The sequence below is a fragment of the Nocardia thailandica NBRC 100428 genome (assembly GCF_000308795.1).
Classification (GTDB): domain Bacteria; phylum Actinomycetota; class Actinomycetes; order Mycobacteriales; family Mycobacteriaceae; genus Nocardia; species Nocardia thailandica.
This window is the reverse complement of the sequence record NZ_BAGK01000011.1, coordinates 1-14,809: the sequence shown is the minus strand read 5'-3', so window position 1 is coordinate 14,809 and position 14,809 is coordinate 1. Positions and strand designations below refer to the sequence as shown.

Below are 14,809 nucleotides of genomic sequence, written 5' to 3'. Positions count from 1 at the left end.
CGAGGTCACGAGGCCGAAACCCCGCGGCGCCAGCCGCTATCCGATATTCGCCGAGAGATCCGGGATCATGCGGTTGACCTCGTCCTGCCAGTTGCGCCAGTTGTGCACGCCGGTCAGCGGGAAGTCGAAGGTGGCGTTGCCGCCGCCCAGGGTCAGCATGCGCACCTGGAACGCGCGGCTGTTGGCCATCGCGAGCACCTCGAGCGGCACGCCCTGGACGATCTCCATCGGGTTGGAGATGTCGCCCGCGCCCGGGATGCCGCTGGCGGCGGAGATCCACAGGCGGGTGTTGTTGGCGACCAGGCGCGGCGCGAACACGAACGGGTCCATGCGCAGCCACTGCGGGCCCCACGGCGGCGCCATCGCGTCGATGTTGAAGCCGCCCGCGGAGATCATCGCCACGCGCATGGCCTCACGCATGCCGGGCGCGGAGATGTTCAGGTAGCCGGAGAACGAGCCGGCGAACGAGAACTGGTCCGGGTTGTAGGCGGCCAGGGTCAGCGCGGCCGACCCGCCCATGGACAGGCCGAACACGCCGTTGCGGTTCGGGCTGAAGCCGAGCCGGCTGCTCAGCGCGTTGCGCAGGTCCCGGGTGATGAAGGTTTCCCACTTGTAGGTGTTCTTCTTGCCCGCCACCTGCGCGGGGGCGATCGAGGAACCCGTCATCGCGGAGCCGGTGGCCGCCGAGCCGGTCGAGCTGCCGCCCGAGCCCGCGTCGAGGCCGAAGAAGTTCGAGGGTGCGTTCCAGTCGGCGTAGAAGCTGGACTGGCCGCCGACCGGCATGACCACGTTGATGTTGGCCGCGGTCAGCGAGCGGGCGACCTCGGTGTCGATCTCCCAGCCGTTGAGGTCGTCGCGGGCGCGCATACCGTCGAGCGCGTAGACCACGCGGGCGGTGTTGCCGTCGGCCGCGCGGAAGATCCGGTTCTTGATCGGGCCCATCTCGGAGTCGACCCAGAAGTCGAAGCCGTCGGGGTTGAAGGCAGCCGAGGCGGGGGCCGCGATCGGACCCGCCACGGAGGCACCCAGCGGCAGTGCCACTGCCAGTGAGACCATCACCGACCGTTTGAGCCACGATCCGACGGTTTTGGTTCTCAGACGTCCGCCACGCATTCTCTTCTCGGGCCTTTCCTCATGCGGCCCGCGCGGGACCGCTGTTCGTAAATGACCGCCGACGAGCTCCCGGCACCGGTGCGCCGACGGGACGTTGCTGTGGACCATATCGCGACATCGATACCGGGACGTTACCAAAAAGTGATTAGGCGACCTACACCACTCCGCGCCCCCGACCACCCCGGCGTGACACCTGAGCCCACGGTGAAACCGTGGGGACGATGTGACGAGATGAGATTAGCCTCAGCGCGGCGGTTCGGGGAAGGGATCGACCAGACCACACCGCTGGATCTCGTACTTCGGCACCCGGTCGATGCGGTATTTCGCGAAGCTGAGCGCGTTGCGGAGGTTGTGCCGGAAGCGGTCGAAGGTCAGCGGATCACGAGTCGATATCAGCAGGGCCTGGGTTTCCGGGCAGGACATCGCGGTCCGGGCCTGGGTGACCCATTTCTCGTCCATGAACGGCGGCATCCAGGGGTGTTGATCGACCATCCCGGAATCCACGACCACCCAGTCCGGGTACAGGCTCTTGTCGTGCCCGATGCGGCCGTCGCTGAGCCGGTCGGTGTGCGCGGCCAGCGGGTAGGCCAGGCCCATCGGGTCGACCACGCGCACGTCCAGCGGGACGTTCATGCTCGTCATGCCCAGGTTCAGGAAGTACACCGTGTGCCCGGCGCCGTCCTCGGGGATCGGCTGCGGCGGCGGGTCCAGGTACCAGAACATGAACGACGGCGAGTTGATCAGCAGCGCGCCGTCGGGGGTTGCCTGGATGTCGCGCACCATGGCCCGCATGCGCGGGTAGTCGAGGTAGTCCTCGGCGCGGATCGGGTGATCGTGGCCGGTGTTGAGCACGTAGTACACGCGCTCGTCGACGATGCCGGAGGAACTGATCTTGGTGCCGGTCTTGATCGCGGTCGTGCTCGCCGCGAACAGCGACCAGCCTGCGATCCCGAGCAGCGCGGCGACGACCACCGCGAACGGCCAGTCCGAGCCGCGGAAGCCGCCTTGCGGCCAGCGCACCGGCAGCACCGCGACCGGGAGCAGGAGCAGGAACACCTGGGTCAGCAGCATGCGGCCGTGCATGAAGTCGCCGCCGACGCGCAGGGCGTAGACGGTGAGCAGCACGCCGCTGCCGAGCATGAGGGTCACCACCGCCGACGGCGAACGCAGCCAGCCGCGCACACCCGTGAGCGTCAACCCGCGCAGGTTCACCGTCACGTGCGCGTTGTGCGCGGCGACCAGCCCGGCCACCAGCAGCACGAGCATCGGGATCCACAGGTAGTAGGGGCCGACGAGGTCCCAGAAGTATTTGAAGCCCTGACCCCACTTGGCGCCGCCCGCGTCCTTGGCGACCGCGGTGTTCGGATAGGGCAGACCGTAGTAGCCCATCCGCCAGACCTGGTAGGCCACCGGAACCACGCCGGCGACCGCCACGATCAGCGCGCGCAACGCGACCGGGCCGTAGCGGAATTCGGGCATCGGCGCGAGGAAGATCATGCCGAGGGCGAGCACGCCGATCAGCGTGGCCTCGGGCCGGATCAGCGGGGCGAGGCCGGCCAGGAACACGAGGCCGAACAGCATCGACACCCGCACCACCCGGGCCTGGCTCCAGCGGATCAGCACCCACCACAGCAGGCCGACCCAGCAGATGACCAGCCCGCTCTCCAGACCGGAGGTGGCGTAGTCGCGGGCGGGCGGCAGGGCGATGTAGACGAGGACACCCGCGGGCAGCAGCACCTGGGTCGCGGTGCCGCCCCACAGGCGCGAGGCGCCGAGCATGGCGAACACGATCGCCAGCACGGAGACCGTCAGCGCGACGCCGAGCACGACGTACTCGAGCCGCGCCTGGGTCAGCCAGCTGAAGAACCAGACCAGGTAGGTCCACGCGGTCGAGGTGTTGGCCTCGACGCGTTCGTCGTAGTTGAAGACCGGGCCGTTGCCCGCCAGCAGATTGCGGACGGTGCGCAGCACGATGAGGCCGTCGTCGGCGATCCAGCGCCGGTTCCAGGCGCCGACCGCGAACAGCACCGCGGTGAGGACCACCCCACCGACGAAGGTGGCGCGGGACCGCAGGGCGAAACGCGCGCCACTACGCGCGGATTCGGCGTCCGCGCGTAGTGGTTCGGCTCCGCTCTGCTCGTGTTCCGCTACCAACATCTCGTCAGGTGAGATAGACAGCGACACCTACCGCTCCGATCCAGGCGATGGCGAGGAACTGCAGGATGCGGTCCCCCAGCGCGATCTCTTCGGGTTCACCGGCCTCGCCACCGTCGACGTCGACCGCGTAACGCAGGATTGCGATGGTAAACGGCACCATCGAGATCGAGAACCACTGGGTGTCCTTCAGCTGGTCCTGTTCGAAGGCGTAGAGGCCGTAGAACACGACGACCGCGGTCGCGGCCAGCGTCCAGATGAACCGGAGGTAGGTCGGGGTGTAGTACTGCAGCGACTTGCGGATCTTCGCGCCGGTCTCCAGCGCGATCTGCAGCTCCGCGTAGCGCTTTCCGGCCGCCATGAACAGCGAGCCGAAGGCCATGATCAGCAGGAACCACTTCGACAGGGCGATGTCGGCGGCCGCGCCACCGGCCACCGCGCGCAGCAGGAAGCCCGAGGACACGATGCAGATGTCGAGCACGGCCTGGTGCTTGAGCCCGAAGCAGTAGGCGAGCTGGATGGCGATGTAGACGACCATCACCACGGCCAGGTGCCAGGACGCCACGAACGAGAACGCGATCGAGGCGAGCAGCAGCACGGCCGACAGCGCGTAGGCCAGGTTGACCGGGACGACGCCCGCCGCGATGGGCCGGAACCGCTTGGTCGGGTGCGCCCGGTCGGCTTCCACGTCCAGCGCGTCGTTGACCAGGTAGATGCCCGAGGCCGCCATGCAGAACACCACGAAGGCGATGGCGACGTTCGTCAGCACGCCCAGGTCGGAGACGACCTCGGGACCCGCGGCGAGGGGCGCGGCGAGAACGAGGACGTTCTTGACCCACTGCCGCGGGCGCACCGCCTTGATCAGGCCACTGGCCAGGTTCTTCGGCGGGCCCTTGACGACACCTTCGTCGAGGACCGCGGCGGACGGCTCTTCACTCATGTCAGCCAAGGCTCTTTCTCGTGCGGTTTTCGACGGCTAGCACGGCGGCGGCCGAGGCGGCACCGAGAGCGGAACCGGCGAGCACGTCGGAGGGGTAGTGCACCCCGAGCACGACCCGGGAGAGCAGCATCGGGGGAACGAGCACCGCAGGCAAGGGTAGCCCGGTCAGTTTTCCGAGCAACACCGCCGCCGCCGTGGTGGAGGTGGCGTGCGAGGACGGGAAGCTGAGCTTGCTCGGCGTCGACACGTTGACCTGCACCGCGGGGCTGTCCGGGCGCGGGCGGCGGACGATCCGCTTGATCACGATCGAGGCCGCGTGGGCGCCGACGGCGCCGACCGCGACCCCGGCCCACTGCCGCCTGCGCGGCTTGTCGACCAGCCAGCCCGCGGCGGCGATGCCGACCCAGCCGAGCGCGTGCTCGCCGAAGTGCGACATGCCGCGCGCGGCCGAGACGACCGCCGGGCTGGTGCCGATGGTGGTCTGTACCTTGTTGATGATGCCGACCTCGAGGGGCACCTCGATGTACTCGGCCTCGCCGCAGGCGCAGTCGCCGCAGCAGCCGCCGTCGGCGTCGGCGTCCACGAGCTCGAGCCCAGGCAGTTCGGGATTGATGGCGTTCACTTGTCGGTTCCGTTCAGGCTGGTGTCTTCGCGGCTTCCGCGCCCGTCGTGGAGGCCGAAGATCTTCTCCCACGCCGCCGTGCTGGTCAGCTCGGCGTGCGCGGCCCGGTAGCGGCGCTGCATCTCGGGATAGCGGGCGGTCAGCTCCTTGCGCAGCCGCAGGGCTTCCTTGAGCAGCTCGGCGGCCTTGCGCGGGTCGCGCTTACGGTAGACGACGCCGCGGCCGTCGGCGGTGGTGACCGTGACGCCGTCGACCTGGGACAGCAGGAACCAGCGCGCGTCCAGGGTCGGCACGTTGAGCTGCGGGGTCTCGTGGGCGGCCGGGTCGGCCTTGCGGAAGTTGTGGACGACGCCCTTGGCCAGGCGGGCCACCTTGGCCAGGGGGTTGCCGGGCTCGCCGACCGCGCCGACGCCGTGCCGGTTGGCCAGCGGCAGCTCGGTCGAGGACGGCAGGACGACGGCGTCCGGGTACTCCTTGCGCATGGCGTGCACCTTGCCCAGCGCGCTGGGCAGCAGGTCGAACAGCCCTTCCGGGCCGGCCAGGAAGTCGCGGATCGCCTCGTTCTGGATGGCGACGGTCGAGTACTCCAGGCACAGCAGGTGCTTGAGCGTGGCCTTGACCGTGTTGACGATCATCGGCTTGCCGTCACCGGGCAGGTGCAGGGTCGAGACGACCAGGCGGTTGCGCAGGTGGAAGTAGGCCTGCCAGTCGATGGCGTCGTCCTTGTCGGACCAGGCCATGTGCCACACGGCCGCGCCGGGCAGGGTGACGGTCGGGTAGCCGGCCTCGCGGGCGCGCAGGCCGTACTCGACGTCGTCCCACTTGAGGAACAGCGGCAGCGGCTGACCGATCTGCTCGGCGACCGCGCGCGGGATGACGCAGGTCCACCAGCCGTTGAAGTCGACGTCGATGCGCCGGTGCAGCAGCTTGGAGTTGTCGCGGTCGCGCAGCGGGTACTTCGCGAAGTCGTGGTCGTATTCGACGTTGGGCGCCGAGGACCACATGAAGATGCCGCGGTCGACGACCTCGCCCATGCTGTGCAGGTGCGAGCGCTCCTGCAGGTTGAGCATCTGTCCGCCGACGAGCAGCGGCGACTTGGCGAACCGGGAGAAGGCCAGCGCGCGCAGGATCGAGTCGGGCTCGATCTCGATGTCGTCGTCCATGTACACGATGTACTCGGCGTCGGAGTGCTTCAGCGCCTCGTACATGACGCGGCTGTAGCCGCCGGAGCCGCCGAGGTTCGGCTGGTCGCGGATGACGAGGCGGTCGCCGAGTCCCGCGGCGGCCTCGGCGAAGCCGGGCTCGTCGACGACCTTGCGGTTGCCCTGGTCGGCCACGATGACCGCGGCGACGTTGTCGAGCACCAGAGGGTCCGAGCCGAGCGCGGCCAGGGTCTTGACCAGGTCGGTCGGCCGATTGAACGTCGGCATGCCGACCGCGATGCTGCCCGCGCCGGGCGCCTCCTGCGGGGCGTACCAGCCGCCCGCCAGCAGCGTGACCGCGGTGTCGGTGGTGATGTCGAACCAGATCCAGCCGCCGTCCTCGAACGGGCCGAGGTCGGTCTCGAACTCGACGTGGACCGATTCCGCGCCCGCGGCCACGGCGAATTCCTTGCCCTGCACGTGGATCCGCGAGCCGTCCGCCTTGGAACGGTAGACGTCGACGCGGCCGTGCCCGGCCAGCTCCAGGCGCAGCACGACCGACTTCAGCACGCTCCAGCGCCGCCAGTAGCTGGCGGGCAGCGCGTTGAAGTAGGTGCAGAACGACACCTCGGACTCCGCGCCGATCGAGAGCGCGGTGCGGCTGGTCGCGTGCGCGCGCCGGGCGTTGGTCGGCGACTCCTCCAGGTAGAGGGTGCGCACGTCGAGTGGCTCGCCCGGCCGGGGCAGGATGATCCGCTGCAGCAGCGCGATCGCGCGGGTCTCGGTGGTCGTGTCTTCCAGCACGGGTCGGGTGGCCTTGCGCTGACCGGTCACGCCTGGCCCTCGTCGACCAGCGCGGCGCCGGACTCCAGGTGCGGGCGAAGCACGTTCTCGAACATGCTCAGCGCCGCGCCGATCGCCATGTGCATGTCCAGGTACTGGTAGGTGCCGAGACGGCCGCCGAAGAGCACCTTGGCCCGCGCGGTCTCGGCCTTGGCGCGCTCGCGGTAGGCGAGCAGCTTGGCGCGGTCCTCGGGGGTGTTGATCGGGTAGTACGGCTCGTCGCCGGTCTGCGCGAAGCGGGAGAACTCGCGCATGATGACCGTCTTGTCGGTCGGGTAGTCGCGTTCGGGGTGGAAGTGGCGCGGCTCGATGATGCGGGTGTACGGCGCGTCGGCGTCGTTGTAGTTCATCACCGAGGTGCCCTGGAAGTCGCCGGTCTCGAGCACTTCGGTCTCGAAATCGATGGTGCGCCAGCCCAGTTCGCCCTCGGCGTAGTCGAAGTAGCGGTCCAGCGGGCCGGTGTAGACGACCGGCGCGTCCGGGCTGGCCGCGCGCAGCTCCTCGCGCACGTCGAACCAGTCGGTGTTCAGCCGCACATCGATGAGCTCGGAGGCCGCCATGTTCTCCAGCCACTTCGTGTAGCCCTCCTTGGGAAGGCCCTCGTAGGTGTCGTTGAAGTAGCGGTTGTCGAAGGTGTAGCGCACCGGAAGGCGGGTGATGTTGCCCGCGGGCAGTTCCTTCGGGTCGGTCTGCCACTGCTTGGCGGTGTAGTCGCGGATGAACGCCTCGTAGAGCGGGCGGCCGATCAGCGAGATCGCCTTCTCCTCGAGGTTGGTCGCGTCGCCGGTCTCGATCTCGGCGGACTGCTCGGCGATCAGCGCCTTGGCCTCGTCCGGGGTGAAGTAGCGGCCGAAGAACTGGGAGATCAGGCCGAGCCCCATCGGGAACTGGTATGCCTGCCCCTTGTGCAGCGCGAACACCCGGTGCTGGTAGTTGGTGAACTCGGTGAACTGGGTGACGTAGTCCCACACCTTCTTGTTCGAGGTGTGGAACAGGTGCGCGCCGTACTTGTGGATCTCGATCCCGGTCTCCGGTTCGGGCTCGGAGTAGGCGTTGCCGCCGATGTGGTGGCGGCGATCGAGCACGAGCACGCGCTTGCCCAGCAGGTTGGCGGCGCGCTCGGCGATGGTCAGCCCGAAGAAGCCGGAGCCGACGACGATCAGGTCGTACGGGGTGGCGGAATCAGTGTTGACGGAGTTACCCGGAGACGATGCGGCGGTCACGGGAGCCCAGAGTATCGGAAGACCGCCGATTGTCCCGGCGGAGTCACCCCCCAGCCGCTGAGCTGGGGCGATCGACCGGCAATCGGGCCGGGGGCGTCACTCCTGCCCGGGCGCGACCCGCAGCAGCGGAATCAGCAGCAACCCGCCGAGGACCAGCGCCGTGAGCGCGCCGGCGAGGTTGTCGTGCACGATCGCGGTCACCGCGCCGGGCAGGCCGGTCAGGGCGTCGAGTACCGCGTGCGGCGCCGAGCCCTCGGCGAACCAGCGGATGCCGTAGCCGGAGTCGTAGCTGGTCACGGCCGCGAGGACGCCGAGCGCGCCCAGCCCGAGCTGGACGACGGCGGCCAGGAACAGTACGTGGCGGCCCGTCTCGTCGCGGCGCAGTTCGTGGTACGCGCCGTAGACGAGGGCGAAGGTCATCACCGCGCCGCCGAGGGCCGTGAACAGCGCCAGGGAGTTGTCGAGTTCGTCGGGCCCCTTGACGGCGGTCCAGCCGACGCGGACCGTGCCGATGAGGTTGCCCGCCACGAGCAGCAACGCCAGGACCGCGGCCGTCGTCGCCAGCCACTCGTCGATACCCGACCGCACAGTCTGCTGCCGCACCACCATGTCGCGAACCGTAATACCTCTCACCCGAAATCGAGCCCTAACGCGCGCCGACCCAGCGGCGGGTCGGTTCGGCCAGTGCCAGCGCCAGCAGCACGGCGTTCAGCGCGGCCCAGCCGCCGAACGGGCCGAACGTCCACCCGTGCCCGATGCCGTTCACCAACACGACCAACAACGCGGCGCCCCCCATCAATCCCGAGACGACGAGCAGGACCCGCCGCCCCGCGTTGCGCCGACGCAGCAGCTGCACGCCGCCGAAGAGATAGCCGAGTCCCGACAGCCCGACGATCACGGCCGCGATGGTCTGGTCCCCCGCCGTCGTGCGCATCCACCACACCAGCCCGACCGCGAACACCAGCAGCGCGACGCCGATCATCGTCCCGAGCCCGCCCGCGGCCAGCGCCGTCGCTCCCCGGGTCCAGAAGCCCGGTTCCTGTTGCTCCACCACGTCCCCTAAAACTCCCTCGGCACTGGGTTCATTTATACGGCCCTGCGCCGGGCCGGGTGGTGCCGATGGGGCGGTTGGGACTCGGGCCGCCGAGGTCAGTAGTAGCGCGGCGCGTCGCGGGCCGCGATCCAGCGGCCGGTCGCCGGGACCGCGGCCAGGATCAGCGTCAGCAGCGGGAACAGGGCCATGACGCCGGAGATCCCGGCGGTGACCGCGAGGCCGGAGGCGTAGCCGTCGGTGTCCTTGAAGTCCGCGCCGACGCTCGCCATGAAGACGACGCTGACGGCGGCGCTCGCGATCGCGCCGAGGCAGCCGAGGATGACCAGCACCCGGCCCGCGGTGCGGCGCAGGAAGAGCAGGAGGGAACCGAGCAGGAGCAACAGCGCCACGACCGCGCCGATACCGAGGCTGACGACCAGCATGGTCTTCACCTCGTCGAGCGCCCCGCTGGACACCGAGCTCAGCCCGATGGCCAGCGATCCCGCCGAGACCGCGCCCCACAGCCCGCCGAGCAGCGCAAGCACCCCGGCCGTGATGGCGGTCCCGCCGCCGGGCCGCGGGGGCGGCGGGTACTGCGGATAGGGCGCGTACGGTTGCGGCGGGTAGCCGTAGCCGTAGCCGCCGTACGGGTAGTTCATCCGCCCCCCTCCAGCCGGCGCCGGACTCTCCGGGCCGTCCTCGGTCGTGATGATAGGCGACCTCAGCCGGGGAAACCGATGTCGAGTTCGGTGGCCGCGCGCTCGGAGTACAGCCGCCAATACGCCTCGCCGAGTTCGTCGTTGCCGATGCGCGGCAGCTCGAGGCCGGCGGGGATCAGGTCGGGACGCGCGTCGATGATGCGCTGGGCCCTGCTGTGCCGGATGAGGGCGCCGATGTTGAGCAGGCCGATGTAGACGCCGGTGCCGTCGAGTTCGACGGCGAGCTGACGCAGGTAGGCGCGCTGGGCGCCGAGCGCCACGCCGACGTTGGCGAGGTAGGGCTGGACGAGGTGTTCGGAGGCGCCGGAGGAGAACAGCAGCGCGCCGTCACCGCGGGCGATCATCGCGGGCGCCAGCGCCCGGACCAGCGCGATGGGCGAGTGCACCTTCAGGGCGAACGGCGCCGCCAGCGCGTCCACCTCGGTGTCGAGCGTGGAGGGACTGCGGATGGACATGTCGGCCGCGGCGCTGTGCAGGGCCACGTCGATGACGCCGAGTTCGGCCTCGATCCGGTCGATCGCGGAGCGGAGTTGCGCGGCGTCGGTGACGTCGGCGCGGAAGGCTTTCGCGTCGATCCCCTCGGCGGCGAGGGCGGCGACGTGCCCGTCGGCGGCGGTGGCGTCCCGGCCGACGACGGCGACGCGGAAGCCTGCCCGGCCGAAGCGGCGCGCGGTGCCCGCGCCGAGGCCGGGTCCGTAGCCGAAGACCGCGAGTGTCTTGGTCATGCGTGGTACCCCATAAGTTGAGAGTAGGTTCAATTTCGCCGACCGTAGCATCAAGTTGAACCCATGCTCAAGATATTTCGCGCCGCGGATTTGTAGGATCTGCCGCATGGACAAGCCCTTGCGCAGCGACGCACAGCGCAATCGCGAGTCCCTGGTGACGGCCGCGCGCGAGGTGTTCACCGAACGGGGCCTCGACGCGCCCCTCAAGGACATCGCCGCCCGCGCGGGCGTCGCCATCGGCACGCTCTACAACCGCTTCCCCACCCGCGACGACCTCATCGCCGCCGCCGTGGAGGACCGGCTGGAGGCGGGCGCCAGGATCGCCGAGGACGCCCTGCGGATCGAGGACCCGTGGGACTCGTTCGTCCACCTCGTCGAACAGGTCTGCGCGCTCCAGGCGGGCGACCGCATCCTGGGCGACCTGGCCCTGCGCCAGGCGCCGGGCGCGGCGGTGGAGCGCGCCCGCGAACACGGGCACGCGCTCATGCGCCGGATCGTCACGCGCGCGCAGGAAGCCGGTGTGCTGCGCGCGGATTGGACGCTCGAGGACATCGGCTTCATCACGTGGTCGCACACCACGGTGGTCACCGCGACCGCCGAGGTCGCACCGGACGCGTGGCGGCGCAATCTGGCGCTGATCCTCGACGGCCTGCGCGCCTCGGCCGCGCACCCGTTGCCGGTGCCCGCGCTGACCGAGGACGAACTGATGCGCGCGCTGCGCCGCTGACTACTCCCCGTCGTACGGGCCGGGCAGCGGGTTCGCCGGGCCGTGCACCGGACCGGGCTCCCCCAGCGCGGCCGACACGTCGGCCCGCGACCGCGGCGCGGTCACCCGCGGCTTGCCGGACGCCGAGGGCGGCAGCTGGTCGGCCGCGTCGGGGACCAGCTCGAGCAGCGTGGTGAAGTCGACGACCTGCGCGCCGAGCGTCGGCGTGGCGACGATGACGCCGTTGGCGTACATGCGATACGTACCCGCCCGCTGCGGCAGCAGCATCTCCGGGCCGATGGGGGCGCCGACCGCGCTCTGGGCGCCGCCGATCCGCCGGTAGACCGCGTCGATGGCGGATTCGCCGGGCAGCGGCGCCTCCTCGACGCCCTCCTCGGGCGCGGTGGGCGGTCGCGGCGCCGTGCGCACGGGCGCGGGCGCGGCGCCGAGGTCGGCGGGCGCGGGGCCGACCTCGAAGGTCTGGATGTCGGCGGGCCTGCCGCCGTCGGGGGCCGAGGAGTACTCCGAGCGCAGGATCAGCCCGTCGCGCAGCAGCACGGTGCCCGCGGTGGAGGCGACGGCGGCGGTGGTGCGCGGATCCTCCTTCACCGTGCCGGGATACACCTGGCAGTCGGTGGTGTCGCAGGTCTGCGCGTAGTCGTAGCGGGTCTCCGACAGCGCGTAGGAGCGCGCGGCGATGGCCTGGGCGCGCAGGGCCTCGTTGGCGCCCTTGTCGGCCCAGTTCGCCTGCATCTCGGCGGGGAGCAGCCCGGCGAGATAGTCCTCGACATCCACCTGGTTGACGGTGCGGTACCGGTCGCCCTCGAGCGCGACGCCGAGCGCGCCGCGATAGCCGGTCCCGTTGCACAGCACGAGTTGTTCGTCGATCGGCCTGCCCGGGCCGTCGGCCACCGGGTACACGTGGGGATCGTCGGTCTGCGCCTGCCACAGCACTTCTCCGTCGCAGCCCGCGGTGACGACGACGCTCGCGCCGCCGCCGGGTAACGGGGTCAGGTGCGCGGCCTCGCCGGGGCCGATGTCGCGGCCCGCGACGAAAGCGCCCGCGTGCGAATAGGTGTCGAGGGTGGCGTCGTCCTGCGCCATGAGCCGGACCCGGACGGGCACGGCGCCGACGGTGCCCAGCTCGGCCCCCGGGTAGTAGTGGGCGAGGATGTCCTCGGCCGTCGAGCCCTCCTGCGCGCTGTCGAACGCGCCGACCTGACTCATGCCGCGGCCGTGGCCGGCGCCGACGGCCGGCGTGACCGCGTCGCGCGGGGTCAGCGCCCACAGCCCGGCCGCGCCGGTGACCGCGACGACGGTGCCGCCGACCAGCACGGGCAGGGGCACGGTGCGGAGCACCGGCACGCCGCGGCGCCGGGTCCCTCGACGTGATGTGCGATTCATACCGTGCCCTCCAGTCGATTTCCCGGACGGACCGGCGGGATTCGTCTCGGCATGTCGCCGGAGTCCACGGCCGTTCGGGGGCTACATTCGAGCAATCACATAACCCTCGAGCTGAGGTTTAGATATGTGACGTATGTCAACTAGTGTGGTGTGTGAGGCTATAGGAAGCAAGCATCACTTCCACTGGTGTGTTTCGACCGTTCCACCCTGATTGGAGAGGCTCGTGCGATACCGAAAGCCGAGACGTTCCTTCGTGCTCCCGGTGGTCACCACCCTCGCCGTCGCAGCACCGGTCGGCGCGTTCGCGCTGAGCGACTCCGCCGACGTCCGGACCGCCAACACCGAGATCGGGCCGGTCACGACGCAACTGGCCCAGGTCGCGTTCACCTCGATCCCCGACATCACCATCCCGCTGAAGGACCTCACGGGCCTCAACCTGCCCGACCTGCACCTGTCGGACCTGCGGATGCTGCCGCTGCCCGCGGCCATCCCGGTCCCGTCCGGCCTGCCGGTACCGCCCGGTGTGACCCTGCCCACCGAGATCCCGCTGCCGCCGCTGCCCCAGAAGGCGACCAGCACCCCGTCGACTCCCGCCCCGACCACCACCGGCAAACCGGCCAACCCGGCGGCCGCGCCGCCGCGCGCCGCGGGCGGCACCCGGTTCATCGCCGACCCGGCCAATCTCGAGCCGGGAACCGGCCCCGACACCCCGGCGCTCGCGCCCGGCGCGGTCTCGCCCGACCTGGTCGACCAGGTCGGCGCGCAGGTCAAGGAGATCACCCAGGAGACACCGTTCAGCATGGTCGCCCTCAAGGCGCGCGACCTGCTCAACACCTCGACGCAGATCCGGGCCAGGCAGTCCGACGGGAACTGGGGGCCCTGGTACAGCGCCGACCCCGTGGACACCCGCGCCGACGACAAGACCCCGGTCGGCGACACCACCGGCACCGAGCCCATCTACGTCGGCGAGACCACCGCGGTGCAGATGCTGGTGACCCGCAAGCCCACCGCGGTGAACGCGGGCAGCGACGACCCGGCGCACCTGGCGCAGTCGCTGGAGGCGGTCCTCATCACCCCCGGCCGCGCCGCCATCGACAGCGCCCTCGACCAGGTCGCCGCCGCCCTGCCCGGCGGCGGACCCAAGGTGATCACCCGCGCCCAGTGGGGTGCCGACGAGTCCATCCGCTGCGAGGAACCGACCTACGACGACGGCCTCGGCGGGATCACGGTGCACCACACCGCGGGCCGCAACGACTACACCCGCGCGGAGTCGGCGGGCATCGTGCGGGCGATCTACGCGTATCACGCGGAGACGCTCGGCTGGTGCGACATCGGCTACAACGCGCTCGTCGACAAGTACGGCCAGATCTTCGAGGGCCGCTACGGCGGCCTCGACCGGCCGGTGCAGGGCGCGCACGCGGGCGGGTTCAACGAGAACACCGCGGGCGTGGCGATCATGGGCAACTACGAGGAGGAGGAGCCGACCGACGCGTCGCTGAACGCGGTCGGCAAGTTCATCGGCTGGCGCGCCAAGCTGGCCGGGCTCGACCCCGAGGGCCACACGACGATGATCTCCGAGGGCACCGAGTTCACGCCGTACGCCCAGGGCGAGCAGGTCGACCTGCCGGTGGTCTTCGCGCACCGCGACGTCGGCAACACCAGCTGCCCCGGCGACGCCGCGTACGCGAAGCTCGACCGCATCCGCGCGATCGCGGCGGGTTCGGGCACCGAGTACAGCTCGCCCGCCACCCCGAGCAACGCGCCCAACCGGCAGGCCCGCGCGCAGAACAACCTGGCCGGGCTCGGCGCCCTCGTCGACAAGCTGGTCGGCCTGTCCAGCACCAGTTCGGTGGCCAAGCACTGGGTCGACGCGGGCGGCGTCGACGGCGCGCTGGGCGCCCCGCAGTCGGATCTGCTGGCGGGTGCGCAGGGCCGTCAGTACGCCAAGTTCGCGCACGGCTACGTCTACGACGGGGCCGACGGGCAGGCGTTCGAGGTGGTGGGCGCGATCCTGGACCGCTACGTGTCCCTCGGCGCGGACTCCGGCGTGCTCGGCCTGCCGACGGGTCGGGCCTACCCGGTCCCGGACGGCACCCGCGCCGACTTCGAGCACGGTTCGCTGATCCTGAACCAGGTCACCGGCATCGTCACGACGGTGTGGAAGACGTACGACGAGACCTACCGC

At 70.5% G+C, this 14,809-nt stretch carries 13 protein-coding genes; 2 read left to right on the top strand and 11 right to left on the bottom strand.

The features are described 5' to 3' along the window. Nucleotides 1-36: 36 nt before the first annotated feature. The 10 genes from ON36_RS00845 to ON36_RS00800 form a co-directional block, all read right to left on the bottom strand. Nucleotides 37-1,113 carry an alpha/beta hydrolase gene (locus ON36_RS00845; protein WP_043646487.1) on the bottom strand — a complete coding sequence of 359 codons (1,077 nt, stop codon included), beginning with the start codon at nt 1,111-1,113 and terminating at the stop codon, nt 37-39. 243 nt (nt 1,114-1,356) lie between these two features. Continuing rightward, on the bottom strand, nt 1,357-3,270 hold the full coding sequence (locus ON36_RS00840; protein ID WP_083884822.1) for an arabinofuranosyltransferase AftB family protein: 1,914 nt from the start codon (nt 3,268-3,270) through the stop codon (nt 1,357-1,359). Between the two features lie 4 nt (nt 3,271-3,274). Then, nucleotides 3,275-4,207: a decaprenyl-phosphate phosphoribosyltransferase gene (locus ON36_RS00835; RefSeq protein WP_043646481.1), complete on the bottom strand. Its 933-nt coding sequence runs from the start codon at nt 4,205-4,207 to the stop codon at nt 3,275-3,277. Nucleotide 4,208: 1 nt separating this feature from the next. Next, complete coding sequence (locus tag ON36_RS00830; RefSeq protein ID WP_043646562.1) at nt 4,209-4,730, bottom strand: phosphatase PAP2 family protein; 522 nt, start codon at nt 4,728-4,730, stop codon at nt 4,209-4,211. A 95-nt stretch (nt 4,731-4,825) separates the two neighbouring features. Beyond that, nucleotides 4,826-6,772 carry a glycosyltransferase gene (locus ON36_RS00825; RefSeq protein ID WP_043646559.1) on the bottom strand — a complete coding sequence of 649 codons (1,947 nt, stop codon included), beginning with the start codon at nt 6,770-6,772 and terminating at the stop codon, nt 4,826-4,828. A 29-nt stretch (nt 6,773-6,801) separates the two neighbouring features. After that, entirely contained in the window at nt 6,802-8,037 is a 1,236-nt protein-coding gene (glf, locus tag ON36_RS00820; protein WP_043646478.1) for a UDP-galactopyranose mutase, read from the bottom strand. 96 nt (nt 8,038-8,133) lie between these two features. After that, entirely contained in the window at nt 8,134-8,646 is a 513-nt protein-coding gene (locus ON36_RS00815) for a hypothetical protein (RefSeq protein ID WP_043646475.1), read from the bottom strand. A gap of 37 nt (nt 8,647-8,683) precedes the next feature. Then, on the bottom strand, nt 8,684-9,091 hold the full coding sequence (locus ON36_RS00810; protein ID WP_043646473.1) for a hypothetical protein: 408 nt from the start codon (nt 9,089-9,091) through the stop codon (nt 8,684-8,686). A gap of 95 nt (nt 9,092-9,186) precedes the next feature. After that, the gene (locus tag ON36_RS00805; protein WP_052313513.1) at nt 9,187-9,729 is read right to left on the bottom strand and encodes a hypothetical protein; all 543 of its coding nucleotides are present in this window, start codon (nt 9,727-9,729) and stop codon (nt 9,187-9,189) included. Nucleotides 9,730-9,791: 62 nt separating this feature from the next. Next, nucleotides 9,792-10,514 carry an SDR family NAD(P)-dependent oxidoreductase gene (locus tag ON36_RS00800; RefSeq protein ID WP_043646469.1) on the bottom strand — a complete coding sequence of 241 codons (723 nt, stop codon included), beginning with the start codon at nt 10,512-10,514 and terminating at the stop codon, nt 9,792-9,794. Between the two features lie 106 nt (nt 10,515-10,620). On the opposite strand from ON36_RS00800, the gene ON36_RS00795 reads away from it, so the two are divergent. Next, nucleotides 10,621-11,241 (top strand): TetR/AcrR family transcriptional regulator, encoded by a 621-nt coding sequence (locus tag ON36_RS00795; RefSeq protein ID WP_052313512.1) that lies wholly within the window; start codon nt 10,621-10,623, stop codon nt 11,239-11,241. Here the strand turns inward: ON36_RS00795 and ON36_RS00790 are convergent, their stop codons facing one another. After that, nucleotides 11,242-12,624 carry a SpoIID/LytB domain-containing protein gene (locus ON36_RS00790; protein ID WP_052313511.1) on the bottom strand — a complete coding sequence of 461 codons (1,383 nt, stop codon included), beginning with the start codon at nt 12,622-12,624 and terminating at the stop codon, nt 11,242-11,244. Nucleotides 12,625-12,847: 223 nt separating this feature from the next. Here ON36_RS00790 and ON36_RS00785 point away from each other — a divergent pair. Further along, nucleotides 12,848-14,809 (top strand): N-acetylmuramoyl-L-alanine amidase (locus ON36_RS00785; RefSeq protein ID WP_043646546.1); only part of this gene is annotated, 1,962 nt, incomplete at its 3' end.